The sequence below is a fragment of the Sphingomonas antarctica genome (assembly GCF_965137005.1).
In the GTDB taxonomy this organism is placed as follows: domain Bacteria; phylum Pseudomonadota; class Alphaproteobacteria; order Sphingomonadales; family Sphingomonadaceae; genus Sphingomonas_O; species Sphingomonas_O antarctica.
In genome coordinates, this window is sequence record NZ_CBCRXM010000003.1 from 207,776 (window position 1) to 232,999 (window position 25,224).

Consider the following 25,224-nt stretch of genomic DNA (forward strand, 5'->3'; position numbering starts at 1 on the left):
CCGCCTAGGGGACCAGTCGCGGCTGTCCGGGAACGCCGATGGGGCAATCGAGCGCGGCGCGGTCCCAAGCCCCCAGATCCGCGGCGGCAGCATAAGCGACGCGGGCGAAGCGCAGCAGAGTGGCGTCAGGGTCGGGCGTTTGCCTCATCGTATCATAGTCGAGGAGGAATTCCCCCAACGCGGTGTCATACGCGCCTGGTCCGGCCGCAGCCTCTGCATAACCAGCAGGCGCGGGATAGGCATAGGCATAGAACGCGGCGCGCGGGTGGCGGGCATCGCCGGGCCAGAAACCAAGACTGGCTTCTTCGTGGCTATAGGCTTCGCAGGCGACTGCATCGGGCAAACCCGGCATGCCGCCGGGATGACGCGGGGCGCGTCGGCCCGAAAAGCGGGTCACCGCCAGATCGCAACTGCCCCAGAAGAAATGCACCGGACTGACCTTGCCGAGAAAGGCCGACCGGTCCGCCGTGAAAACGCGTGCGGCGGACAGCAGCACGCGGTGAAAGCGGCGCACGGCGTCGCCGTCCCACGGTCGGCTCGCGCGATCCTGATCAAAGGCGATCGCATCGTGCATCTCGCTGGGCATGGCGTCGATCACGGTCGGCGCACCGAGTTCCGTCAGCGCCGCCATGATCGCCTGATAAGCGTCGGCCACACTCCCTGAGCGTAAAGGAAACTCGCGCCGGTCCCCGCGCGCCGAGGCGATGATCAGCAATTGGTCGACAAAATCGAAGTCGAGCTGAACGTCCACTGCCGCCGGAATTGGCCCGGTCGTCAGCCCGCACGCCGTGGGATAAAGCGTCACGTGCCAGCTGTGGTTGATCCACGGCGTGTGCGCGAGCCGCACTTTGCCGACGATTTGCGTCAGCAGGTGCAAGTGGCGCTGTGTTTCCGCCCAGCCCGCATAATCAAGCGCGGGCCAGTCGACGTTCACGCTGCGGTGCCGCCGACCGTCAGCGCATCGATTAGCAGGCTCGGCTGACCGACGCCTGCGGGAACCGACTGCCCGCCCTTGCCGCAGATGCCGACGCCTTCGTCGAGCGCCATGTCGTTGCCGATGCCGAGAACGCGGGTGAGGACGGTCGGGCCGTCGCCGATCAGCGTCGCGCCCTTGATCGGAGCGCCCAATTTGCCGTTCTCAACCTTATACGCCTCGGTGCAGCTGAACACGAATTTACCGCTGACGATATCGACCTGTCCGCCGCCGAACGATTTGCAAAAAATGCCGGTCTTCATGCGGCTGAGCAGTTCGCCCGGATCGTCATTGCCGCCGCGCGCAAAGGTGTTGGTCATGCGCGGCATGGGGGCGTGAGCGTAATTTTTGCGGCGGCCATTGCCGGTCGGGGCGACGCCCATCAGGCGGGCGTTGAGGCGGTCCTGCATATAGCCCTTGAGGATGCCGTCTTCGATCAGGACGTTTTCCTGGGTCGGCGTGCCTTCGTCATCGATCGACAGCGAGCCGCGCCGGTCGTGCAGCGCGCCATCATCGACCACCGTCACGCCGGGCGCGCCGACGCGGTCGCCGATACGGCCCGAAAAGGCCGACGAGCCCTTGCGGTTGAAATCGCCTTCGAGGCCGTGGCCGACGGCTTCGTGAAGCAGCACGCCGCACCAGCCGGGGCCGAGCAATACGGGCATCTCGCCAACAGGCGCGGCCACAGATTCGAGATTGACCAAAGCCTGGGCCAGCGCCTCGTCGATCGCGCGATTCCACACGCCCTCTTCGAACAACCGGTCGTAGAGATAGCGCCCGCCAATCCCGAAATTGCCCGATTCGCGGCGGCCATTGGTCTCGACGACGATACCGACATTGAGGCGCACCAGCGGGCGGATATCGTGCGCGACGAAGCCGTCGGCGCGGACGATGTCGATCACCTGCCAGCTGCCCGAGAGCGACGCCGAGACCTGGACGACGCGCGGATCGCGGGCGCGCGCGGCGGCGTCGATTCGCTCCATCAGCGCGACTTTATCCTCGAACGGGACGAGGCTTAGCGGGTCGCTGTCGGTGTAGAGCCGCGTGTTGCTACGACGAGGTGCTGCCGAGGCCTGCGTCGATGAATCGAGCAGGCGCATCGTCTCCGCCGCGCGGCGGATCGCCGGTTCGCTGATCTCGTCGGCATGCGCAAAGCCGGTGGTCTCGCCGCTGATCCCGCGCAGGCCGAAGCCGCGATCGGTGCCGTAATCGGCGACTTTCAGGCGACCGTCGTCGAATGCAAAACTCTCATGTAAGCCATATTGCAGGTACAGCTCGCCATCGTCGCATTGGCCGATTGCCTGGTGCGTGAGTTCGATGGCGCGTTCGGGTGTGAGGTCTCGGTAGAGATTGTCGCGGGGGTTCATGCCACGAGAGATAGGGAGGCGATCCCCTAGTGGCCAGCCTCAACATCGGCGGGGCCGCCGATCAGGATGTAATGGCGGTCGCAATAGCCGCAATCCACCCAGCCCTTGTCGTCGATTTCCAGCCACACGCGCGGATGGCCGAGCGCGGCGGGGATATCGCCACCGCCGTCGCACGCGATACGGCGTTTTGGGGTGCGGATGGTTTCGGGAGCCGGTGTTGCCATACACTCCGGTTAGCAGCGGCGAGGACGGAGCGGAAGAAGGTTGGGCAATCGCGCGCTCGACGCTAAGCGACGATTATGTCCGAAGCCGCCATCGTGATCGACAATCTCCAGAAAACCTATGTCGGAGGGAAGCGTGCGCTCGACGGCGTGACCTTCGACGTGCCGCGCGGGCAGATTTTTGGGCTGCTGGGACCCAATGGCGCGGGCAAGTCGACGCTGATCAACATCCTGTCCGGCATGGTCAACAAAACCGGCGGCTCCGCGAAGATTTGGGGCTTCGATATCACCGATCATCCGCGCAATGCCAAAGCGTCGATCGGCATCGTTCCGCAGGAAATCCTGTTCGATCCGTTCTTCACGCCATTCGAGGCCCTGGAGCTGCAAGCCGGATTGTACGGCGTGCCCAAGGGACAGCGGCGGTCGATGGAACTGCTCCGCGCGATGCGTTTGGAGGACAAGGCCAACGCTTATGCCCGGACCCTGTCGGGCGGGATGAAGCGGCGGCTGCTGGTCGCCAAGGCAATGGTCCATTCGCCGCCGGTGCTGGTGCTCGACGAGCCGACCGCGGGCGTCGATATCGAATTGCGCCAGCAGCTCTGGGCGTATGTCCGCGAACTCAATTCGCACGGCGTGACCATCGTGCTGACGACGCATTACCTCGAGGAAGCCGAGCAATTGTGCGACCGCATCGCGATCATCAATCACGGGCGGCTGATCACCAACCAGCCGACGCGCGAACTGGTCAATATGGCGCAGGAAAAGATCGTCGAAGTGACGGTCGACCGCGATCTGGCGGAAGCGCCGCAATCGCCGGTGTTCGAGAAGGTAACCGTATTGCGGGATCGCGTATTGCAGATCACCTATCGCAAGGACCGCGCCAACGCGGGCGAAGTCCTGGCAGCGGTGACGGGTGCGGGGCTGGGCATCGTCGATGTGTCGACCAAGGAGCCCGATCTGGAAGACGTATTCCTCAACCTGACGCGCGCCGGCGCCTAGCGCGTTGGATCGAAGCGCCGCGATGTTCGATTACACGCTGATCCTGTCATGCCCGGATCGCCCGGGACTGGTGGCGACGGTCAGCGCCGGATTGCTCGCCGAACAGGGCAATATCCTCGAGGCGCAGCAATTCGAGGATGCGGAAAGCGGGCGCTTTTTCATGCGCGTACGGTTCCAGTCGCCCAACGGATACGATCCGGTGGCGGCGCGGTGCAGCGTGTTTGCAATGCAGGCGGGAATGGACTGGCGGCTGCGCGACAATGCGGCGCGGCCCCGCGCAGTCATTCTGGTGTCGCGCTTCGACCATTGCCTGGCCGACCTGCTTTATCGCGTGCGGATCGGCGAGCTGGCGATGGATGTGGTTGCGATCATATCCAACCATCCGCGTGACGCGCTGAGCTTTGCCGAATTGGGTACGATCCCGTTTCACCATCTGCCCGTGACGCCCGAAACCAAGGCGACCCAGGAAGCGCGCATCCGCGCCGTCGTCACCGACAGCCACGCCGATTTGATCGTGCTCGCGCGGTATATGCAAATTTTGTCCGACGATCTGGCGCGCGATTATGCCGGGCGCTGCATCAACATCCATCACAGCTTCCTGCCCGGCTTCAAGGGCGCCAAGCCGTATCATCAGGCGCATGCCCGCGGCGTCAAACTGATCGGCGCGACCGCACATTATGTCACACCCGACCTCGACGAAGGACCGATCATCGCACAGGACGTCGAACCGATCAGCCATGCCGACACGCCCGACGATCTGGTGCGCAAGGGCCGCAATATCGAACAACGGGTCCTCGCGCGCGCGATCCACGCGCATCTCGAGGAGCGCGTATTGATCAACGGCACGAAAACCGTGGTGTTTGCACGATGACTTACGACACCGTCATTATCGGATCGGGCGCCGCTGGCCTGACCGCAGCGCTTAACCTCGCGCCGCATCAAAAGGTCGCAGTGCTCGCCAAGGGCGGCCTCTCCGAAGGTTCGACCGCGTGGGCGCAAGGCGGCGTCGCGGCGGTGCTGGAGGAAGGCGACAGCTTCGAAAGTCATGTCGAGGACACGATGATCGCCGGCGCGGGGCTCAACAACCGCGCGATCGTCGAGATGGTCGTGGCGGGCGCGCCGGCCGCGATCGCGCGGCTCGAAGAGCTCGGTGTGCCGTTCAATACCCAAGGCGGCGAACTGCACCTGACGCGCGAAGGCGGGCATTCGCACCGTCGCATCGTGCATGTGAACGACGCGACCGGCTGGGCGATCCAGCAAGCGCTGGAGCGCGCGGCGGTGGCGCATCCGAATATCACGCTGCTTGCCGACCATGCCGCGGTGGACCTGATCACCGGGCGGCATGCCGAACGCTATTCGGGCGATGGCCGGGTGTGGGGCGTCTATGCGCTCGACCGCAAATCGGGCGAGATCGAGGCGATTCTGGGCCGCGCAACGATCGTGGCGACAGGCGGCGCGGGGCGGACCTATCTGTATTCGACCGCGCCGAGGGGCGCGACGGGCGACGGCATCGCGATGGCATGGCGCGCGGGCTGTCGTATTTCCAATATGGAATTCATGCAATTCCACCCAACCTGCCTCTACAATCTGGAGGTCAAGAACTTCCTGATCACCGAGGCGGTACGTGGCGAAGGCGGGCGGCTGATCAACCCCAAGACGGGGCGGCGGTTCATGCCCGACTATGACAAGCGCGAGGAACTGGCGCCGCGCGATATCGTCGCGCGGGCGATCGATGCCGAGATCAAGCGCGACGGGCTCGACTTCGTCCATCTCGACATCAGCCACATGCCGCCCGAATTCGTGAAGGGGCATTTTCCCAACATTTATGAGAAGCTGATTGGGCTCGGCATCGACATGACGACCGGACCGATCCCGGTGGTGCCGGCGCAGCATTATACCTGCGGTGGAATACTGATCGACGCGCATGGCTGTACCGATCTGCCGGGGCTTTATGCGGCGGGCGAATGTACGCAATCCGGGCTGCACGGCGCCAACCGGCTGGCCTCGAACTCGCTGCTCGAATGTTTCGTGTTCGGCGAGGCGGCGGCGAAGCACATATTGGCGAGCGAATTGTCGGACCCGCCGCCGATCCGCGCCTGGGATGCGAGCCGCGTCACCGATTCGGACGAAGAAGTCATCGTCCAGCACAATTGGCGCGAGATCCGCCGTTTCATGTGGGATTACGTCGGCATCGTCCGCACGACCAAGCGGCTCGAGCGCGCCGCGCATCGCATCGCCACGTTACGCCAGGAAGTCGCCGATTATTACGGCAATTTCCGTGTGACGCCCGACCTTATCGAACTCCGCAATCTGGTCGAGGTCGCGGACCTGATCGTCAGGTCCGCCCTCCACCGGCATGAAAGCCGTGGGCTGCACTACACGCTCGATTATCCAGAGACCCTGCCAGTCGCCGAAGATACCGTTCTGGTGCCCTAGGCGGCAGCAACCGCGCGGCGGCGGCGGCGCGAAATCGCGCCGACCACACCGAAACCACCGATCATCAGCGCCCATTGCGTCGGCTCGGGCACGCCCGCGACCTCGAAGTTAAATGACGACGTGTTTACTTCGCCGAAGCGCCAGCTGATATTGTCGACCGCGCCTGCGAAATTATTCGACCAACCCGAACCGCTGCCGGTCGAAAATCCGACGACCACCGCATTGGGATTGGCGATGGCCCAATCGAACAGCGAGTTGGTGTAATTGCCAGTGGGGTTGGTCAGCTTGCCGTTGCTGTTCCACACTTGCGATTGGAAATTATAATCCGAATGCGTCCATTGATCGTCGGTGACGACCGTGCCCTGATAGATCGGCTCGAAAATCAGCGAGCCGAACTGGCCATTGTTGGTCAGGAGGATGCGCAGCGACGGGACGAGATACGACGCGGTGCCCGACACCGAGCTGCGGTACCAATCATACGATGCGCCGCCAAAACTATCGAGCAGTTCCGGACTGGACAGGTAATAAACCAGATCGGCTTTCGAGCCGGCGTTGGTACCACCGAACACCAGCGACCCATTGCCGTCGTGCGCAAAATCCTTGGTGATCCCCACGACACCCAAACCACCGACGTCGCTTTGCTGCCAGGTGTCGAATGCGGACGGCGCAGAAACGCGCGCGCCGGTGGAGTAAGTCACGGTGCCATTGCCGGCGTCGACAGTGCGCGCATAAGCTGGGTCAGCGGGCGACGCACCGACGTTTAGCGCATACAGGCTGGTGTCATACACGGTCTGAGACGCCGCCGCGGCGGGCGTCGCCACACCAAGCGCGATGAGCGAGAGAACTTTGTACATTTTGCGACCCCCAAAGACCTGCACGGCATGCCGATAGCGCGACCACGCAATATCGTAAATCATTGCCACCAATAGACTATCCCGATTTGGGACGGTTGGACTATCGCTTAAACGGGTCGAACAGCGCTTCCGCCGCGGGCTTCGGCTCGATCTCGCCGCGCGCGACCGCCTCGGCGTAAAGCGTCGCGTCGGCGCGCTCCTTATGGAGCTGTTCGACCAAGGCCGCGCGGTCGCCGTCGATGCGCATGTCGGGCTGAGGCTCGATGCCAGCAGCTTTCGCCGCCTTGGCCACCGCGGCGTCGAGTTCGCGCTGCGAGGTCAGGCCGAGCGTCACGGGATCCTTGGGCGTGATGTTGACCATGTTCCAGTGCGACTTATCGCGGATCGCCGTAATCGTGTTGACGGTGGTGCCGATCAGCTTGCCGATCTGGGCATTGGTCACTTCGGGGTGATTGCGGATGATCCAGGCGATGCCGTCGGGCTTGTCGGCGCGCTTCGACACCGGCGTGTAACGCGGGCCACGGGTGCGCGACGCGGCTTCGGGTTCGCGGTCCATTTTGAGGACGTAGTTCGGATCGGCCTGGCCGCGGTCGATATCGTCCTGGGTCAGTTCATGGCTGCGGATCGGGTCGCGACCGGTCAGCTTGCTGCCCGCCGTATCGTCGGCAATCGCCTGAACTTCGAGAATGTGCAGGCCGCAGAACGTCGCGATCTGGTCGAAGGTGAGCGCGGTGTTGTCGACCAGCCAGGCGGCGGTCGCATGCGGCATGAGCGGCTGGGCCATACGAAAATTCCTGCACGAGATACGTAAAGGGCCGCCCCTTATCGGAGCGGCCCGTGAAACTTTTGCCTAGCGCGCGGGAACCGCAAGGGCAAGCGTGCGGTCAGGCGGCAATGCGGCGCTCGATCGGCGCCAGCGCGGCAAGGAACTGGCGCGCGCTCGCTTCCCAGCTGAATTTCCGGCCATAAGCAGCGACGATGTCGCGGTCGCAGCCCAGGGCGCGGGTGATTGCGGCATCAAGGCCGGGATCGAGCGCGCCCGTCTCTGTCGAGACGACATCGATCGGCCCCGGCACCGGATACGCCGCAACGGGCGTGCCGCATGCCATCGCCTCGATCATCACCAGCCCGAACGTATCGGTGCGGCTCGGGAACACAAAGACGTCGGCATGGGCATAAGCGGCTGCGAGCTCCACGCCGTGTAATTTGCCGACAAAATGCGCCTGCGTATAGCGGCGGCGCAGCGTTTCGAGCGCGGGCCCATCGCCGACCACGACTTTGCTGCCCGGGTGCGAGGTGGCGAGAAAGGCGTCGAGGTTCTTTTCGACCGCGACCCGCCCGACATAGAGCTGGATCGGGCGCGGCAATCCGGCGAGCGCGGCGGACAGCGGCTGATCGGGGGTGAATTGGCCTAGATCGACACCGCGGCCCCATAGCCGCGTATACGCGATGCCGTGGGTGGCGAGTGTGCGCTTGAGTGTCGGAGTCGAAACCAGAACCGCATGCGCGGGGGCATGAAACCAGCGCAGATACCGCCATGTCCAGCGCGCCGGCACACCGGTGCGCGCGGCGACGTAATCCGGGAACTGCGTGTGAAAGGCGGTGGTGAACGGAATGCCGCGCGCCACGCACCAATTGCGCGCGGCGACGCACAGCGGCCCTTCGGTCGACAGATGGATCGCATCGGGCGCGGTCGCGGCAATGTCGCGCCCGACCCGTCGTGCGCCAGCGACGCTCAGCCGGATTTCGGGGTAGGTCGGGCATGGCAGCGAGCGATATTGATCGGGCGCGATGATCGCGACCTTGTGACCCATAAGGATGAGTAGGTCGCGCGTTGCTTCCAGGGTGCGCACGACGCCATTGACCTGCGGCGCCCAGGCATCGGTGACGATGGTGATATTCATGCCGCGATCCTCAGCGGTGCGGGGGCGGAGCGTCTGGCGACTTCTTCGGCCCAGTGGAGAATTTCCATCCGCCCGTCGAAATGTTCGACCAAGGCGGTACAGCTTTCGACCCAGTCGCCGTCGTTATAATAGGTCACGCCGGCAATCTCGCGCATCTCGGCATTGTGGATGTGGCCGCAGACGACGCCATCGACGCCGCGCATGCCCGCTTCATGCGCGACGACCTCCTCGAAGCGTGAGATGAACGCGACGGCGTTCTTGACCTTGTGTTTGGCGTGCTTCGACAGCGACCAATAAGGCAGTTTAAGCCAGGCGCGGACGCGGTTCACGACGACGTTCAGCCGCATCAGCCATTCATATGCATGATCGCCGACGACCGCGAGCCAGCGGTGCGCGAGCATGATCGCATCGAATTCGTCGCCGTGCAGCACCAGCAGTTTGCGCCCGTCGGCGGTATCGTGAATCGCCTTGCGGCGGATTTCCACCCCGCCGAAATTCATGCCGGTGAACTGGCGGAACATCTCGTCATGATTCCCGGGGATGTAGACGACCCGCGTGCCGCGCTTGGCGCGCTTCATCACCCGCCAGACGACATCGTTGTGGCCGGCGGGCCAATAAAACCGCTTCTTCATCCGCCACCCGTCGATGATGTCGCCGACAAGGTAGAGCGTGTCGCTGTCGGTATGATCGAGAAAGTCGGTCAACAGCTTGGCATTGCAGCCCCGCGTGCCGAGGTGAACGTCGCTGATCCAGATCGTGCGGAACCGTCGCCGCACGCCGTTCGTCGCCGCCGAAACCCTGTCCATGACGAAGCGCCTTCGTTTGGGCGCTTATGCCGGTGGAATGTTACAGTGGGTTGCGACTTTTATGGACGAACGGTGACAGTCCGGCTCAGCCCTTGGCCTGCATCTCTTCAATCAATTTGGTGTCGATCGCCTTCGCGCGCTGATAGGCTGGGCGTGCTTGCAGCCGTTTGGCATAGGCTTCGAACGCCGGGCGCGGTTCGAACGATTTGAACATCATGCCCCAGTCGACCTGCGACCCGACATAGACATCAGCGGCGGAGAAATTCGGCCCGGCAATCCACGCGTCGCCCGTTGGCATCGCGCGTTCCAGATTGTCGATCGCCGCTTCGAAACTGCCATAGCCGGCCATCATCGCCTTGTCGGGGGGCGCAAGTCCGCCCAGCGACTTGGCAGTGACCGCGCTCTCCACCGGTCCGGCGGCGAAGAACAGCCAGCGGTAATAAGCGCCGCGCTCCCCTGTCGGCGGGGCGAGGCCCGCGTCGGGAAAGGCATCGGCGAGATAGGCGCAAATCGCCGCGGCTTCGGTCACGACCACGTCACCGTGTTTGATCGCGGGCACTTTCCCCATCGGATTGACCGCAAGGTATTCGGGCGCCTTCATCGTCGTGCCATAGTCGAGCACGACCTGTTCGTACGGCTGACCAACCTCCTCAAGCATCCAGCGCGCAATCTGTCCGCGCGACATGGGATTGGTGTAGAATGTCAGTGCAGCCATCGACTCAGGTCCCCGAATGTCTCAAGCGAAACATTCGGGGAACAACCGAGTCGAGTCAAGCGATGGCGGTGCGTGCCTTCCGCCGCCGCGCAGCCATGCCAGCCAAGCCGAAGCCACCGATCATCAGCGCCCAGTTGGCAGGTTCGGGGACCAGGCTGATCTGCTGACCGTTAAATTGGCCAGGGCCGGAAAATGTCACACCGGTGACAAAACCGCCGGGGTTCGCGGCATCGATTCCTGCACCCGCCGGGATACCGTAAATACGGAAACGATCGACTGCGCCGGCAAAATTATAGGCAACACCCGCCGCGATGGTTCCGGCATAATGGTAGCTGGTGCCGTTCCACAGCGCGAGCGTGTAGCTGTCGCCCGGTGCGACGCCGACGGGAAGCGTCACGCTGGCGAAGTCGACATTGGCACCGCTAAGATATTCGAATCCTCGGGCAAAGCTCGGGTCGATATAATAGGTCTGGCCAGCGACGACGCCAAAGTTGAAGTCGGCGACGCCGTCGGGCGCCGAGCCATCGTCCACCGGCAGGAACACATTGCTGCCATCGGGTGCCGATGGCCCGCCCGGTGTATAGATGAACGAGCCGACGTCGGACGACACAGTATACTGGCCGCTGTCGTTGATGCCGAAGGTCTGCACCGACGTCGCGCCGGGGATCACGACATCGGTGAAAATACCGGTATGGGTGTTATATTGAAAGGCATGGCCGTTGGCCGCCGCATCGTCATAGCCACCCATGGCGATCCCCAAATTGTTGATCGACGTCAGGACCGTGTAGTTGGTCGCTTCGGGGCGTGTGATGAAGGTAAACGCGCCAGCAGACGAGCGAACAAAGGCCTGCCCCGTCCTGCCTGAAAAGCCGACGATCGTTCCGTCGTTGGCAATCCCGCGCGCGCTGATCGAATAGCCGGGCTGTCCCGGATAGGCGATGTCGGTCAGCGCACCACCCGACAACAAGAAGCCATGATTGCGAGGGGTGCCGAAGCCGGGCACCGTGACCGGGTAATTGCCAACGATCCCGCCGCTGTCGTTGACACCCTGTGCGATCCCAAGCAGGCGCGCGCCGGTCGAAGGGTTGGTCAAGAACGTAAAGGAGCCGTCCGCCGCGCGGCGAAACTCGCCGGTGAAACCGCTCGCGTCGGAGGTATAGCCGATCACATCGTTGCTATTGCTGACAGCGCGACCCTGAGTAAAAAGTCCGGGGCCGCCGCTGAAAATCGAATACGTGCCGTCGGGTGCGCGCAAGAAACCGTCGCCGGCGCGTGCCGGATCGGTGTAAAGCACTGAGCCAGACGTCCACCCGGCATTGTTGATGCCCAGCGCCGCGACACTCGCAATTCCGAGGCCGCTCGGCGGTGCGATCACGGTCAGCGTGCCGGCGTAGGCCGCGGTGGATGTAGATAGTGCGGCAACCAGCGCCGCATGGCGAGCAAAGTTCGTCATCGTCGGAAATCCCCCATTCCGTGTGATGCGACCGCGGCTTTGCTCCTCTCGTTGGAGTCGGTTGAAAGTCACACGCCAACTGATCTGCGTCAAACCATAAGACCGTACCGTTCTCGGACGGTTTCAGCTCTGCTAGGGTAGCCGCAAAGGAGAGTCGTATGTCCGAAGACCGCCCGTCCGATACCGAAAGCTGGATCCGTTCGACGACATTGGGGCGCCGCGGGGTGATGGTCGGCGGGGTCGTGGCCGCCGGCTATGCACTCGCCGCGCAGCCGATTTCGGCGACGGCGATCAACACGCCCGCGACCGGATTGGACGCGGGCTGGGTAACAGTGCCGACCGGCGGGTTCGACATGCGCGCCTACAGCGCTCGCCCTGCGGGAAAGAAAAACGCGCCGGTGATCCTGATCATCCACGAAATTTTCGGGCTGCACGAATGGGTTCAGGACATGGTCCGGCGTTATGCCAAGGCCGGATATCACGCGATCGCGCCGGACCTGTTTCAACGCAAGGGCGACGCGTCGAAGGTCGCGGACTTCAAGACGCTGATCGATACCATCGTCATACCGACGCCCGATGGACAGGTGCTGGCGGACCTCGACGCGACGGTCGCATTCGCCGGCAAGCACGGTGGCCACACCGCGCGGCTGGGCATCACCGGCTATTGCTGGGGCGGGCGGATCACTTGGCTATATGCCGCGCATAACCGGAAGGTTCAGGCGGGCGTCGCCTGTTACGGCGGTCTGGCCAAGGGACGGAATGCAACGGCTGTCATCGACATCGTGCCGCAACTGAAGGCGCCGGTGCTCGGGCTGTACGGTGCGCTCGACAAGGGCATTCCGCAAACCGACATCGCGGCGATGCGCGCGGCATTGGCAGCGGCGCATCAGCCGTCAAAGATCGAGGTGTTCGAAGGCGCGGAGCACGGCTTCCTCGCCGACTATCGACCCAGCTATAACGAGGCCGCCGCCCAGAAAGCCTGGGCTGACGGCCTGCAATGGTTCAGACAGTGGCTGGTGTGATCAGTTAAACATGGCCGGCTTGTCGCCGCCCATATAGCGATCGAACTGCTCGGCGTATTTTTCGGTGAGCAACGCCTGATCGACGTCCGGACTCTGTACCAGAGCGACGAACCAGCTGCTTTCTTCCTGATAGACGTGCTGACGGACCGCACCGATGATGTGCTCCAACTTGTCGGTCCATTCCTCGCTGGTCGGATCAAGACCTTCCAACAGGAACATTTCGGTCTTGGCGGTCGATTGCTGAGTGTAGGCGATGGTCGCCTTGCCCTCATAATCGGCCTTGACCAACGCGGGGTAGAGCACTGCTTCCTCGGCAATCGAATGGCCGGTCAGCAGAACGCCGAGTTCCTTGAGCGCAGCCTGACGGTCGGCGACGTCGGTCGCGGCCTTGGTGCGTTCAAACAGCGCGTCGATCTCTTCGTGATGGTCGAGGACTTGGCCCAGCCAGTCATTGCCGCGGGACAACGTACGAGCGTCCGCATGCGCTTTGGCGCGGGTTTCATCGCTCGCAACGGGGGCAACGGCAGCGGCAACCTTATCGAGTAGAGACATGGGAACACTCCTGTTTCGCTCCCCCGTCAACTCGCCTGCCCCGCCGCCGTTCCTCTTGCGATTCACTCTCACTCAGGCGCTTAACCTATGATAATTATCGGCTATTTCGTCCGATATCGGTCGAACCACGCCAGGATCGCGGCAGCCTTGGCCGCGCTCTGCGACGGCCGTGCGGCGATTGTGCCGTGGCCCGCACCGGGCACCTTGACCAGCGCCGTGGGCACGCCGCGCAGCTGCAGCGCAGCATAATATTGTTCGGCCTCCGACACCGGCGTGCGGTAATCCTCGCTGCCAACGATAACGAGCGTCGGCGTCTTGACGTTACCGACCAGCGACAACGGGCTACGCGCCCAATAGCCCTGCGGATCTTCCCACGGCATCTTGCCGAACCAGTATTTGGCGAAGAAGGCCGGATTGTCGGCGGTCAGCGCGAAGCTGGCCCAGTCGATCACCGGCTTTTGCGTCGCCGCCGCCTTGAACCGGTCGGTCTTGCCCACCGTCCAGGCGGTCAGCACCCCGCCGCCGGAGCCGCCGGTGACGAACAGATTGTCGCCATCGGCATGGCCGCCGGCAATTGCCGCATCGACCGCCGCCATCAGGTCACCATAATCGTCGCCCGGATATTTGTGATGGATCAGATTGGCGAATTCGGCGCCGTACGACGTCGATCCGCGCGGGTTTGCGTAAAGCACCGCATAGCCCGCCGCGGCATACAACTGATCGTCGGTCGAGAAAAACGGACCATAGGCCGTAAACGGACCGCCGTGGATTTCGAGGAACGTCGGATAGCGCTTGGCCGGATCGGCATCGGGCGGGAGAACCAGCCAGGCGTCGATCGGACGACCGTCGGGCGCGGTCACGGCGAGCTTGCTGACCTTGCCCAACACCTTGGATGCCAGCAGATCTTCATTCAGCCGCGTCAAGCGACGGCCATTGCCGACGCAGATGTCGGCGGGGCGATATTCGTTGCCGCAGGTATAGGCGACGCTGCCCGACGGCGTGCTGGAGAAGCTGCCGCCCGAATAGGGCCGGTCGATCCCGCCGCCCGGGACGAGCGCGGCGACCGCCGTCGTCATCCGCCCCGACAAGTCGATGCGCACGATCTTGTTGCCGGCGTGATCGTCATACTTGGCCAGCAGCGCGCCGTTCCCCGCCCAGACTACATCGTCGATCGAGCGGTCGAGGCTGGCGGTGAGCGAGCGCCGCCCGCTGCCGTCGCGATTGGCAACGTAGATCTCGGCGTTCTGATAGCCGAGAAACTGGTCGTCGAAGCCGAGCCACGCGATCCTGGTCCCGTCGGGCGAGACGACGGGATTGGCGTCCGGCCCCGCGCGGCTGGTCAGCGCCGTGATGCCACCGGTCGCGACATCGAGCGCATAGACCTCGCTGTTGTTGGGATTGCGTTCCCAATCCTCGTGCCGGTTGGCGCTGAACACGATGCTGCGGCCATCGGGCGTCCAGCTCAGCGGCCCGCCATCGTCATAGGCACCATAGCTCAACTGGCGCGGCGCACCTCCGTCGGACGACACGATGAAGATGTGCGATTTGCCGGGTTGAACATAGCCTTCCTCGTCGCTGCGATAGGTGACGTCGGTGATGACCTGTAGCGGCGGCGCCCATTGCGCACCTTCGGGTTTGGGAGGTGCCTTGCCCAGCGTCGCGCCTTCCCCGGGAACGCGGACGAGATAAGCGATGCGGTTGCCATCCGGCGACCAGGCGATTGCACCGGGACTGTCGGGCAGGCCGGTGACCTTGGCGCTGACCCCCGACGCCATCCAACGGACGTAAAGCTGTGGCGCGGTGCCGTCGGGACTGCCGATATAAGCCAGCCGTTTGCTGTCGGGGGACCAGCGCGAGCTGCCAGCGCCCGTGACCAAAGGCGTCTGTTGCCCGCTCGCCACGTCGATCAGCCAGATTGCCGATTTGGCGCGATCGGTCATGACGTCGTTCGATTTGCGGACATAGGCGATGCTGCGCCCGTCGGGCGAAATCTGCGGGTCGCTCGCCCATTCGAGGCCAAATAGGTCGGCCCCGGTCAAATGACGCTGGGGACCTTCCGGCTGGGCAGCGACGACGGGAACGGTGATGGTCAGCGACAGGGCAACGGCAAGCGAACGGAGCATGTGGCACCTCGGCGAAACGGAGCGATTGGCAGCGTCTATCGCGCGTCTGCGCATTGCGCTATCTCAACAAAAAAGGAGGCATGCGATGCACAAGGACGGCGACCAGATTCACGAAACCGCCGACGAGGCGCGCGACGCGGTCGACGTGCCGGGGATGACGCTGGTGCTCGGCATTTCGCTCGGCCTGGCGATCGTGATCCTGTCGGCCATCTGGATTTTCTGGGTCCGCTAACGAGGCGTCACCTGGCGCGGGTGAATGTGCCGGTGTCGAGAAACGCCGCGACCTGCGCCATGACGCGCGGGTTCCACACCATCAACGTGTGCGAAACGGGCAATTCGATATGATCGGTCATACCTTCCAGCCGGGTTGAGGCGAGCGAGACCTTGCCGTCATTCGGGCGCGGTACAAATAATCTCGGAAATATGGGATCAAGCGCGCGCGTCCCGGCGATGATGCCCAGCGGATAGTCGGCGACGGGCGAGGCATTCCGCCCGGTGGTGAGTTCTCCCGTTGCCGCCCGCATCACCAGCCGATCGAGCTTCAGTCGCACCAGCAGATCCGCCCATTCGCTGCCGCCATGCGGCGGCGCGAGCATCACCACGCGACCCAAATTCGCCGGCGGCGCGGTCGAGATCAACCGATGCGCGACGATCCCGCCATAACTGTGCGTGACAAAATGGACCGGCCCGTCAAGGTCCGCAATCTGCGCGCGCAACCGATCGACGATCGCTGGCAAGGGCAAAGTACGCGACGGATAGCCCGGCGCGAATGTGTAGTAATCGCCCCGCTTCAGATACCGGGCCAGCGGCCACGACGCTCCCGCGCCGCGGCCCAGCCCATGGAGCAGAACGACCGATCCTTTGGATAACATCAACCGGCGTCGATTCTGCGCATCGTCTGCACGGCACCGACATGCGCCTGTCCGTGTTGCGCAGCGCGCATTTCCTGGCGGTGCCGCTCGCGATAGGATGCGCGCTGAGACTCGCTACGTTCGGCATGACAGACGGCACAACTTGCGCCCTCTTCGTACAATGGCGACTGACGATCGGCGTGGCTTACCGGCCGCCGGCACGCAAAACATAGCGCGTGGGTTCCGACGGCCAAACCCTGCCCGACCGAGACACGCTGATCGAATACGAAGCACTCGCCGCGAAACAGGCTCGTCTCCTCCGGCATTGTTTCGAGGTATCGCAGGATTCCGCCGCGCAGGTGAACGACATCCTCAACCCCTTCCTGCTTCAGGAACGCCGTCGCTTTTTCGCAGCGAATGCCGCCGGTGCAGAACATTGCAATCTTCGGAGACATCCCGGTACCGAGAATCCGTTCGCGTTCGCGCCGGAACCAGTCCGGAAATTCCCTGAAATCTGCCGTTTGCGGGTTGATCGCCCGATCGAAACTGCCGATCGCAACCTCGTAATCGTTGCGTGTGTCGATCACGATCGTCGCGGGGTCTGCGATCAAAGCGTTCCAGTCTCCTGGCTCGACATAGGTTCCGGCGCTTGTGCGGGGGTCGATGTCCGGCCTGCCCATGGTGACAATTTCGCGCTTCACGCGAACCTTCGTCCGGTGAAACGGCATCGTCGGTGCAGACGAAAATTTCACGTCGAGATCGGCGCAGCCGGGCAGCGCACGGATATGGTCGAGAACCCGCTCGACGCCGCCGGGAGAACCGGCGATCGTCCCGTTAATACCTTCGTCCGCTAGCAATAGCGTGCCACGAACCCCGTTCTCGCGGCACAGATGCTCGATCGGTCCGCGCAGGTTCTGGCAATCTTCGAAATGCATAAAACGGTAAAGCGCGGCGACGCAAATTGACGGGACGTTCCCCGGGATCGACGCGTCCATAATGGCCTGCATAGCGAAAATGCTGGATGCCCCGCGAGGACTCGAACCTCGATAAACGGTATCAGAAACCGGTGTCTTACCATTAGACGACGGGGCAGCCGAGCAGGCGGCGCGCATAAGGGTGGGGGCGGCCCGAGTCAACGGAATCGCCAGTTGCATTGCCGCCACGACGCCGATCCGCTAGGTCCGGCGGCAAGTGTCGCAGGCATCCACGCCGGGCGATGGACATGAAGGAACGACGGCATGGCGGAGCGCAATGCTCGCTTGCCGCACGAGGCGCGCCGCGGCGTGCCGTCGCAGGCGGCATCGCCGGCACCAAGGCCGGTCCGACAGCGTCCCCGCACGTTCGGCGCACTCGACCTCGGCACCAACAATTGCCGCCTGCTCATTGCGCGCGCGCGCCCCGATGGCGAGCTGACTATCGTCGACGCCTTTTCGCGCATCGTCCGCTTGGGCGAAGGTCTTCAAGCCAGCGGTCGCCTGAGCGACGCGGCGATCGAACGCGCGATCGATGCCCTGCGTATCTGCGCCGACAAGCTTCGCCGCCGGGGTGTCCATTTGTCGCGCGCGGTCGCGACCGAGGCCTGCCGCCAGGCGGAAAACGGTGAGGAATTCGTCGCCCGCGTCCACCGCGAAACCGGCATCGTCCTCGACATTATTGGCCCGGGTGAGGAAGCCAAGCTGGCGGTCGGCGGTTGCCATGTCCTGCTCGAGGAAGGTGACGGCCCGGCACTCGTGTTCGACATTGGCGGCGGATCGACCGAGTTGGCACGGGTGCTCGAGGCCGACGACGGTACCCACCGCATCGGCCATTGGATGAGCATGCCTTGGGGCGTCGTGTCGCTCGCCGAAGCCGAGCAGCACGACGACACCGATCCCGTGGCGCGCGCGCGCGCCTATGCCGGCATGAAACGCCGCGCGACCGAGGCGTTGCAGGATTTCGCGGGTCTGGTGCCAGGTGAAACACGCGCGTTACGGTTGCTGGGGACGAGCGGTACTGTAACGACGCTCGCCAGCGTCCATCTCGGCCTGCCCGCTTATGACCGGCGGCAGGTCGATGGCTGTCATGTGCCGACCGAAAGCATGCGCGCGATTTGTGCCGATCTGGCGGGCAAGGGCGTGGAGGATCGCGCATTGGTCGGCTGTATCGGCCGCGAGCGCGCCGATCTGGTCGTCGCCGGCTGTGCGATCCTCGAAGCGATCCTCGATTTGTGGCCCGCGCCACGGATCGGCGTGGCCGACCGGGGCATTCGCGAAGGCATTTTGCGCGCGTTGATGGCATCGCAGGGCGAATGACCAAGGATTCGCTTCATGTGCGCGTCAAGACCGCGCGCCGCCGTAGCGCCCAATCGACGCGCTGGCTGGAACGCCAGCTCAACGATCCGTACGTCAAACGCGCCAAGGCCGAGGGGTATCGCAGCCGTGCGGCGTACAAGCTGATCGAGCTCGACGAACGCTTTCACTTTCTCCGCGGCGTGCGCGCGGTGGTCGATCTGGGACTAGCGCCCGGCGGTTGGGCGCAGGTCGTGCGCAAGCAGTGCCCCAAGGCTGCGGTCGCCGGAATCGATCTGCTGGAGGTCGATCCGATCCCCGGCGTCGCCATTTTGCAAATGGACTTCATGGCCGACGAAGCCCCCGCCGCGCTGTTGACCGCGCTGGGCGGACAGGTCGCCGATCTGGTGCTGTCCGACATGGCGGCGAACACTGTCGGGCATCAACAGACCGATCATTTGCGCACGATGGGACTGGTCGAAGCGGCAGCGTATTTCGCCGTGGACGTGCTCAAGCCAGGCGGCGCATTCGTGGCCAAAGTTCTGGCCGGTGGCGCGGACAATGATCTGGTCACCCTGCTCAAGAAGAATTTCACGGCGGTGAAGCACGCCAAGCCGCCCGCGAGCCGCAAGGGGTCGTCGGAATGGTATGTGGTCGCGCAGGGTTTCAAAGGTCGGCCGGAGCCGGACGCTAACCCCGTATAATCTGCGTCAGCCGCGCGCGAAACGCCGCGAGTTGCGCGCCATCGAGCAACGGCGCGACCGAAAAGCTCATCGAGCGCGGATCGACCGCGATGCCGCCGCGATAGGCTTCGAAATGCAGGTGCGGACCGGTCGACAATCCGGTCGAGCCGACGAAGCCGATGACCTGGCCCTGGACGACCCGTTCGCCGGGCGAAACCGCGATGCGGCTCATATGCCCGTAACCGGTGCCGGTGCCGCCACCGTGAACCAGCTGGACGAAATTGCCGTGTCCGCCATGCCAGCCGGCAAAGCTGACCGTGCCGCTCGCCGCCGCGCGGATCGGCGCGCCAAACGGGGCGGCGAGGTCGAGCCCCTGATGCATCCGCGAATAGCCGAGGATCGGGTGAAAGCGCATGCCGAAGCCCGAGGTCAGGCGACCCGCGACCGGCATGGCGAGACCCGCGGCGCGCGCCTGGCTGACCGCGTCGGCGTCGTACCACCCGTCATGCCCGCCGACGGTCCATTGGATCATCCGCGCGCTTTGATCCTGGCTGTCGAGCCCGGCGTAAAGCAGTCGTCCGAATTTGACCGTGCCGTCGGCAGCGCGGGCGCGTTCGACGACGATCGAATAACGCGCATCGGGATCGAGCGCCCCGAAATCGATCCGCCCGTTGATCGCGCGCAAATAGGTCTGGATGGTTTCGGGCGGAATGCCCGCCGCGCTGGCCGACACGAAAATGCCGTCGCCCGCCCGCCCGGTCAGGTGCAGCGGCGCGGTGGTCGGGGCGCGTTTGCTGTGGATCGCGAAGGTCGCGCCGACGCGCTCCACGCGCGCATCGATCCCGGGTCCGGTGACGCTGACCGCCTCCAATCGGCGGGGTGCGTAGGGCGATGGCCGTCCGCCCAGCGACAATGTGAGGTGGGTGCCAATCTCGAGCCGCGCCATGTCGCCATAAGGCGCGAGCAGCCGCGCGACGCCGCCCGCTTCGTTGATCCCCGCCCCCGACCGGACCAAGGCCGCAATCAGCGATTCATTGATGACGCTGGTCGCGGCCACGGTCATCGCATCGCGGTTGACGACCGGCGTGATCGTTGCGGTAGGGATCGGGACAGCGGCGGCAGCAGCAGTGCCGGGATTTTGATGGGCGACCGCTCGCGTAAGGGGGGAGAGCGCGAGGCTCGCGGCAATCAGGATCAGGCACGTGAACAGGCCGCGCCACCACATCACCGAACCGACGCCAGCGCCGAGATCGACCGCCAGCGCAAATGCGGGGCGCGAGGGGACGACGGCGAAGGAGCGCCGCAGGGCCGCGGTCCCGCCGGCAAATTGGCCATCGCTATACGCCAGATACATGAGTCCACCCGCGTCCTACGGGAGAACTAATGAACCGATGAAGTTAAGGTCAAGCTAAGCCGGGCATTCTGCCTTAACGGCTGGCGATTTGCATCCCGCGCGTTTCGCAGCGCGCCTGGACGACCGGGAACAGCAGATCGGTGTGCTGGGCCAGGGAATTTCCCGCCGCGGCGAGGCAGCCGCTGCGCGTTTCGTAGCGCACCGGTTCGATCATCACGCGTTCGCAACCGCTGCCCGCGTCACCGCAGCCGAGAATTGCGACGACAAATGCGAACGGTTCCATTGGCGAATTCCCCTGGCTTGCCCATATCAAGCGCGCGGGGCCATGCTTGGTTCCTGACCGGAGACCGATTCCCCTTATGCCGCCAATCGTCGAAGATTCTGCCGACACGCCTCCCGCATTGGCCACCTTACGCCGGTTCGTGCCGTATCTGTGGCCGAAGGACGATGCCAAGCTGCGCGCGCGTGTCGTCGGGGCGATGCTGCTGGTGCTGCTGTCGAAGGCGGTCACGCTGTCGATGGGCTGGCTGTACAAGGGCGCGATCGACCGGATGACGACGCCGGCCAACGCGCCGGTGATGCTCGCGATCGGGCTGATCGTCGCATATGCCGGAGCGCGGTTCGCGGGCGTGTTGTTCGACAACATGCGCAACGCGGTGTTCGAACGCGTGGGTCAGGACGCGACGCGCCACCTGGCGACCAATGTGTTCCGCCATCTGCACGCCCTGTCGCTGCGCTTTCACCTCGCGCGCAGGACCGGTGCGGTGTCCAAGGTCATCGAGCGCGGGACCAAGAGCATCGACACGATGCTTTATTTCCTGCTGTTCAACATCGCGCCGACGGTCATCGAGCTGATCGCGGTATCGGTGATCTTCTACGTCAAGTTCGGCCTCGGGCTGGTCATCGCGACGCTGGTGATGGTCGTCCTGTATATCGCGTTCACCCGTTGGGTCACCGATTGGCGCGCCAAATTGCGCGAGGACATGAACACGATGGACACGGGGGCGAGCGCCAAGGCGGTCGATTCCTTGCTTAACTACGAAACGGTCAAATATTTCAACGCCGAAAAGCGCGAGACCGAGCGTTATGCCCGCGCCGCCGGGGCCTATGCCAATGCCGCGGTCAAATCGGAAAACTCGCTCGCCTGGCTGAACGTCGGCCAGTCGCTGATCACCAATTTGATGATGGCCGGAGCAATGGGCTTCACCATCTGGGGCTGGAGCCAGGGGCGCTTCACCACCGGCGACGTGGTGCTGGTCAACACGCTGCTCGCGCAATTGTTCAGGCCGCTCGACATGCTCGGCATGGTCTATCGCATGATCCGCCAGGGGTTGATCGACATGGAGGCGATGTTCGGCCTGATCGACACCGCCGCCGAGATCGTCGATGCGCCCGATGCGCACGACCTTGCGGTCACCCGCGGCGAAATCCGGTTCGAGAATGTCGGCTTTGCCTATGATCCCGAACGGACGATCCTGCACGATGTCACTTTGACCGTGCCCGCGGGCGGGACGCTGGCGGTGGTCGGTCCGTCGGGTGCCGGCAAATCGACGCTCGCGCGCCTGCTCTACCGGTTTTACGATGTCACCGGCGGGCGGATTACCATCGACGGGCAGGATTTGCGCGCGGTGACGCAATCCAGTTTGCGCGCGGCGATCGGCATCGTCCCGCAGGACACCGTGCTGTTTAACGACACCATCGGTTACAACATCGCCTATGGCCGCGAAGGCGCGACCGAGGCGGATGTGGTCGCGGCGGCCAAGGGTGCCGCGATCCACAATTTCATCGCCGCCTTGCCCGATCAATATGACGCGAAGGTGGGCGAACGCGGGCTGAAACTGTCGGGCGGAGAGAAACAGCGCGTCGCCATTGCGCGGACGCTGCTCAAGAACCCGCCCTTGCTGATCCTCGACGAAGCGACATCGGCGCTCGACAGCCGGACCGAGGCCGAAATCCAGTCGACGCTCCACGCGGTCGAACAGGGCCGCACGACCATCGTCATCGCCCACCGCCTGTCGACCATCGCCGACGCCGACCAGATCGTGGTGCTCGATCAGGGCCGCGTGACTGAGCGTGGAACGCATAGCGAATTGCTGCGCCTCAACGGGCTGTATGCCGAAATGTGGGATCGTCAGGCGGCGGAACAGGATGAGGCGGTAGCGGCGGAGTAAGGTGGCGACTACGGCGGATACGATGGACGCCGCAATCGATACCCTCCGTACCACTTTCGGTTTCCCGGCCTTTCGCGGCATGCAGGAGGCCGTGGTTACGCGCGTGCTGGCGGGGCAGCGGACGCTGGCGGTAATGCCGACCGGCGCGGGGAAGTCGCTGACCTATCAGCTGCCCGCGGTGATGTTGCCGGGGACGTGTGTCGTCCTGTCGCCGCTGATCGCGCTGATGCACGATCAGTTGCGCGCGGCGACGGCGGTGGGCATCCGCGCGGCGACGCTGACCAGTGCCGACGACAATCGCGCCGAGACGATCGAGCGGTTCCGCAGCGGTTCGCTCGATCTGCTTTACGTCGCGCCCGAGCGCGCGTCGCAGGGGCATTTTCGCGAGTTGCTGGCGCAAGCCCCATTGAGCCTGTTCGCGATCGACGAGGCGCATTGCGTCAGCGAATGGGGCCACGATTTCCGGCCCGATTACCGCCTGCTGCGGCCGTTGATGGATGCGTTTCCGGAGGTGCCGCGCCTCGCGCTGACCGCGACCGCCGACGCGCACACGCGCGCGGACATTCTCGAACAGCTCGGCATCCCGGCGGAAGGCGAGATCGTCGCGGGGTTCGACCGGCCCAACATCCGCTATGCCGCGACCAACGTCGCGAACAAGGGTTCGGCGATCGTGCAGTTGCTGCGGTCCAATCCGGGGCCGGCGATCGTCTATGCCACCAGCCGCGCGCGGACCGAGAAATATGCCGGGCTGATCGCGGCCAGCGGGCGCACGACCGCCTATTATCACGCAGGAATGGACCCGGCCGAACGCAAACGTGCGCAAGCAAAATTCGTCGGGTCCGAAGACATGGTGATGGTCGCGACGATCGCGTTCGGCATGGGCATCGACAAGCCCGATGTCCGCACCGTCGCGCATGCCGGCATGCCCAAATCGATCGAGGCCTATTATCAGGAATCGGGTCGCGCCGGACGCGATGGCGATCCGGCCCTGGCGCATCTGTTCTGGTCCCCGGGCGATTTCACGACGGCGCGCGAACGGTTGAAGGAGCAACCCGAGGAGCGTCGCGCGGCGGAGGGCGCGCGCATCACCGCCTTGTCGCATCTGGTGGAGACGGCAGGGTGTCGCCGCGCGATTTTGCTGCGCCATTTCGGCGAGACGCCGCCCGAACGCTGTGGCAATTGCGACAATTGCCTCGATGCGCCGGGGGTGATCGATGCCACCGAAGTCGCGCGCAAGCTGTTGTCGGCGGTCTATCGCACCGGGCAGAGTTTCGGGATGACCCATCTCGAGCGCGTCCTGACGGGCGTGACCGACGAGCGCATCACGCAGCGCGGCCACGACCAATTGTCGGTGTTTGGCATCGCCAAGACCGACGAAGCGGCGCTGATCAAACCCGTCGCGCGCGCGTTGCAGGCGCAGGGGCATCTGATCCCCAACGAACATGGCGGGCTGATGCTGGGCGGCAAGTCGCGCGCGATCCTGAAGGGCGAGCACCAGATCGAGATCGTCATTCCCGCCAAGCCGGCGCGGCAGCGTGGCGGCGGGGGTGTGGGCAATCCGGTCGGCGATCCGCTGTTCGAAGCGCTGCGCGAAACGCGGCGGACGCTGGCGGCGGAAGCGGGTGTGCCGCCTTATGTCATCTTTCACGATTCGACGCTGCGCGAGATGGCAGCGATGAAGCCGCGCGACCGCTTTGCGCTGGGGCGCATCGCCGGAATTGGCGAGCGCAAGCTCGACGCTTATGGCGCGCCGTTTCTGGAGACGATCGAGCGCTTCGCCGCCTGACCGGACACGAAAAAGCCCGACCCGCTTATCGCAGGCCGGGCCATTTCAATGTTCGAAGCTTACGCGGCCGATGCTTATGAAGCAGACTGGGCCAAGTTCACCGCAGCCTGCTTGCCGCGACGGTCGACTTCGATGTCGAACGACAGGCGATCGCCCTCGTTCAGGCTCGACATGCCCGCACGCTCGACGGCGGAGATGTGCACGAACGCATCGGGTTGCCCGTCATCGCGCTGAATGAAGCCGAAGCCCTTCATTGCGTTGAAGAACTTGACCGTGCCCGATGCCTTTTCACCGGTCAGCTGACGCTGCGGTGCGCCGCCGCCGCCGAAGCCGCCGCCGGCACCGCCACGATCGCCGCGATCTTCGCGCGGAGGCGCGCGATCGGTCACCGGCATCGGTTCGCCGTCGATCTTCAGGTCGGTCGCCGAAATGCGTCCGCCGCGATCGACCAAGGTGAAGCCGAGCGGCTGTCCGTCGGCCAGACCGGTCAGGCCAGCCTGTTCGACTGCGGAAATGTGCACGAACACGTCTTCGCCGCCGTCATCGCGCACGACAAAGCCGAAGCCCTTGCCCGCGTTGAAGAATTTTACAACGCCAGTGCCTTCGCCAACGACCTGTGCGGGCATTTGCGGGCGTCCACCGCCGCCGCCGCCAAAGCCGCCGCCACCGCCACCGCCACGGAAACCG

25 protein-coding genes and 1 tRNA gene are annotated in these 25,224 nt (G+C 64.3%); 9 read left to right on the forward strand and 17 right to left on the reverse strand.

All coding sequences use genetic code 11. The features are described from left to right. Window positions 1-4: 4 nt before the first annotated feature. The 3 genes from ACM9ME_RS04825 to ACM9ME_RS04835 are packed head-to-tail and all read right to left on the reverse strand — an operon-like array spanning window position 5 to window position 2,564. Window positions 5-934, reverse strand: a complete 930-nt coding sequence (locus tag ACM9ME_RS04825; RefSeq protein WP_415642306.1) for a DUF5996 family protein — start codon at window positions 932-934, stop codon at window positions 5-7. Next, window positions 931-2,340 (reverse strand): metalloprotease TldD, encoded by a 1,410-nt coding sequence (gene tldD / locus ACM9ME_RS04830; RefSeq protein ID WP_415642307.1) that lies wholly within the window; start codon window positions 2,338-2,340, stop codon window positions 931-933. The genes ACM9ME_RS04825 and tldD overlap by 4 nt, the downstream gene beginning before the upstream one ends. A 26-nt stretch (window positions 2,341-2,366) precedes the next feature. Further along, window positions 2,367-2,564 (reverse strand): zinc-finger domain-containing protein, encoded by a 198-nt coding sequence (locus ACM9ME_RS04835; protein ID WP_415642308.1) that lies wholly within the window; start codon window positions 2,562-2,564, stop codon window positions 2,367-2,369. Window positions 2,565-2,639: 75 nt separating this feature from the next. On the opposite strand from ACM9ME_RS04835, the gene ACM9ME_RS04840 reads away from it, so the two are divergent. From ACM9ME_RS04840 to nadB, 3 genes are read left to right on the forward strand one after another with little or no spacing between them, the layout of a single operon-like run. Next, window positions 2,640-3,560: an ABC transporter ATP-binding protein gene (locus ACM9ME_RS04840; protein WP_415642309.1), complete on the forward strand. Its 921-nt coding sequence runs from the start codon at window positions 2,640-2,642 to the stop codon at window positions 3,558-3,560. A gap of 22 nt (window positions 3,561-3,582) precedes the next feature. After that, window positions 3,583-4,431, forward strand: a complete 849-nt coding sequence (gene purU, locus ACM9ME_RS04845; RefSeq protein ID WP_415642310.1) for a formyltetrahydrofolate deformylase — start codon at window positions 3,583-3,585, stop codon at window positions 4,429-4,431. Next, window positions 4,428-5,996 (forward strand): L-aspartate oxidase, encoded by a 1,569-nt coding sequence (gene nadB, locus ACM9ME_RS04850; protein WP_415642311.1) that lies wholly within the window; start codon window positions 4,428-4,430, stop codon window positions 5,994-5,996. The genes purU and nadB overlap by 4 nt, the downstream gene beginning before the upstream one ends. On the opposite strand, the gene ACM9ME_RS04855 is transcribed toward nadB, so the two are convergent. The 6 genes from ACM9ME_RS04855 to ACM9ME_RS04880 all read right to left on the reverse strand — a co-directional run bounded on the left by ACM9ME_RS04855 (window position 5,993) and on the right by ACM9ME_RS04880 (window position 11,728). Next, window positions 5,993-6,850 carry a PEPxxWA-CTERM sorting domain-containing protein gene (locus ACM9ME_RS04855; RefSeq protein WP_415642312.1) on the reverse strand — a complete coding sequence of 286 codons (858 nt, stop codon included), beginning with the start codon at window positions 6,848-6,850 and terminating at the stop codon, window positions 5,993-5,995. The genes nadB and ACM9ME_RS04855 overlap by 4 nt on opposite strands. 100 nt (window positions 6,851-6,950) lie before the next feature. Then, window positions 6,951-7,634, reverse strand: a complete 684-nt coding sequence (locus ACM9ME_RS04860; RefSeq protein ID WP_415642313.1) for a cell cycle transcriptional regulator TrcR — start codon at window positions 7,632-7,634, stop codon at window positions 6,951-6,953. A 100-nt stretch (window positions 7,635-7,734) separates the two neighbouring features. After that, window positions 7,735-8,754, reverse strand: coding sequence for a glycosyltransferase family 4 protein (locus tag ACM9ME_RS04865; RefSeq protein ID WP_415642314.1), 1,020 nt, complete (start codon window positions 8,752-8,754; stop codon window positions 7,735-7,737). Next, window positions 8,751-9,560: a UDP-2,3-diacylglucosamine diphosphatase gene (locus ACM9ME_RS04870; protein WP_415642315.1), complete on the reverse strand. Its 810-nt coding sequence runs from the start codon at window positions 9,558-9,560 to the stop codon at window positions 8,751-8,753. Before ACM9ME_RS04870 ends, ACM9ME_RS04865 begins: the two co-directional genes overlap by 4 nt. A gap of 85 nt (window positions 9,561-9,645) precedes the next feature. Further along, window positions 9,646-10,275: a glutathione S-transferase family protein gene (locus tag ACM9ME_RS04875; RefSeq protein WP_415642316.1), complete on the reverse strand. Its 630-nt coding sequence runs from the start codon at window positions 10,273-10,275 to the stop codon at window positions 9,646-9,648. A 55-nt stretch (window positions 10,276-10,330) separates the two neighbouring features. After that, window positions 10,331-11,728, reverse strand: coding sequence for a PEPxxWA-CTERM sorting domain-containing protein (locus tag ACM9ME_RS04880; protein WP_415642317.1), 1,398 nt, complete (start codon window positions 11,726-11,728; stop codon window positions 10,331-10,333). A gap of 158 nt (window positions 11,729-11,886) precedes the next feature. On the opposite strand from ACM9ME_RS04880, the gene ACM9ME_RS04885 reads away from it, so the two are divergent. Beyond that, complete coding sequence (locus tag ACM9ME_RS04885; RefSeq protein WP_415642318.1) at window positions 11,887-12,750, forward strand: dienelactone hydrolase family protein; 864 nt, start codon at window positions 11,887-11,889, stop codon at window positions 12,748-12,750. On the opposite strand, the gene ACM9ME_RS04890 is transcribed toward ACM9ME_RS04885, so the two are convergent. Next, complete coding sequence (locus tag ACM9ME_RS04890) at window positions 12,751-13,302, reverse strand: hemerythrin domain-containing protein (RefSeq protein WP_415642319.1); 552 nt, start codon at window positions 13,300-13,302, stop codon at window positions 12,751-12,753. Between the two features lie 101 nt (window positions 13,303-13,403). After that, the gene (locus ACM9ME_RS04895; RefSeq protein ID WP_415642320.1) at window positions 13,404-15,425 is read right to left on the reverse strand and encodes a prolyl oligopeptidase family serine peptidase; all 2,022 of its coding nucleotides are present in this window, start codon (window positions 15,423-15,425) and stop codon (window positions 13,404-13,406) included. 85 nt (window positions 15,426-15,510) lie between these two features. Between ACM9ME_RS04895 and ACM9ME_RS04900 the strand changes: the two genes are divergently transcribed. Then, window positions 15,511-15,657: a hypothetical protein gene (locus tag ACM9ME_RS04900; RefSeq protein ID WP_415642321.1), complete on the forward strand. Its 147-nt coding sequence runs from the start codon at window positions 15,511-15,513 to the stop codon at window positions 15,655-15,657. 7 nt (window positions 15,658-15,664) lie between these two features. On the opposite strand, the gene ACM9ME_RS04905 is transcribed toward ACM9ME_RS04900, so the two are convergent. The 3 genes from ACM9ME_RS04905 to ACM9ME_RS04915 all read right to left on the reverse strand — a co-directional run bounded on the left by ACM9ME_RS04905 (window position 15,665) and on the right by ACM9ME_RS04915 (window position 17,368). Then, window positions 15,665-16,297, reverse strand: a complete 633-nt coding sequence (locus ACM9ME_RS04905) for an esterase/lipase family protein (protein ID WP_415642322.1) — start codon at window positions 16,295-16,297, stop codon at window positions 15,665-15,667. Then, on the reverse strand, window positions 16,297-17,283 hold the full coding sequence (gene trhO / locus ACM9ME_RS04910) for an oxygen-dependent tRNA uridine(34) hydroxylase TrhO (RefSeq protein ID WP_415642323.1): 987 nt from the start codon (window positions 17,281-17,283) through the stop codon (window positions 16,297-16,299). The genes ACM9ME_RS04905 and trhO overlap by 1 nt, the downstream gene beginning before the upstream one ends. Window positions 17,284-17,294: 11 nt before the next feature. Continuing rightward, window positions 17,295-17,368, reverse strand: a tRNA-Gln gene (locus ACM9ME_RS04915). A 146-nt stretch (window positions 17,369-17,514) separates the two neighbouring features. Between ACM9ME_RS04915 and ACM9ME_RS04920 the strand changes: the two genes are divergently transcribed. Both ACM9ME_RS04920 and ACM9ME_RS04925 read left to right on the forward strand, forming a co-directional pair. Continuing rightward, entirely contained in the window at window positions 17,515-18,567 is a 1,053-nt protein-coding gene (locus tag ACM9ME_RS04920; protein ID WP_415642324.1) for a Ppx/GppA phosphatase family protein, read from the forward strand. After that, window positions 18,564-19,247 carry an RlmE family RNA methyltransferase gene (locus tag ACM9ME_RS04925; protein ID WP_415642325.1) on the forward strand — a complete coding sequence of 228 codons (684 nt, stop codon included), beginning with the start codon at window positions 18,564-18,566 and terminating at the stop codon, window positions 19,245-19,247. Before ACM9ME_RS04920 ends, ACM9ME_RS04925 begins: the two co-directional genes overlap by 4 nt. Here ACM9ME_RS04925 and ACM9ME_RS04930 read toward each other — a convergent pair. Both ACM9ME_RS04930 and ACM9ME_RS04935 read right to left on the reverse strand, forming a co-directional pair. Next, the gene (locus ACM9ME_RS04930; protein WP_415642326.1) at window positions 19,234-20,580 is read right to left on the reverse strand and encodes a M23 family metallopeptidase; all 1,347 of its coding nucleotides are present in this window, start codon (window positions 20,578-20,580) and stop codon (window positions 19,234-19,236) included. The two genes, ACM9ME_RS04925 and ACM9ME_RS04930, sit on opposite strands and share 14 nt — an antisense overlap. A gap of 73 nt (window positions 20,581-20,653) precedes the next feature. Next, window positions 20,654-20,863: a hypothetical protein gene (locus ACM9ME_RS04935; RefSeq protein WP_415642327.1), complete on the reverse strand. Its 210-nt coding sequence runs from the start codon at window positions 20,861-20,863 to the stop codon at window positions 20,654-20,656. 76 nt (window positions 20,864-20,939) lie between these two features. Between ACM9ME_RS04935 and ACM9ME_RS04940 the strand changes: the two genes are divergently transcribed. Further along, on the forward strand, window positions 20,940-22,751 hold the full coding sequence (locus ACM9ME_RS04940; protein ID WP_415642328.1) for an ABCB family ABC transporter ATP-binding protein/permease: 1,812 nt from the start codon (window positions 20,940-20,942) through the stop codon (window positions 22,749-22,751). 22 nt (window positions 22,752-22,773) lie between these two features. Beyond that, complete coding sequence (gene recQ, locus ACM9ME_RS04945) at window positions 22,774-24,537, forward strand: DNA helicase RecQ (protein WP_415642329.1); 1,764 nt, start codon at window positions 22,774-22,776, stop codon at window positions 24,535-24,537. Window positions 24,538-24,611: 74 nt separating this feature from the next. Here the strand turns inward: recQ and ACM9ME_RS04950 are convergent. After that, a partial coding sequence (locus tag ACM9ME_RS04950; protein WP_415642330.1) for a cold-shock protein occupies window positions 24,612-25,224 on the reverse strand: 613 nt, incomplete at its 5' end.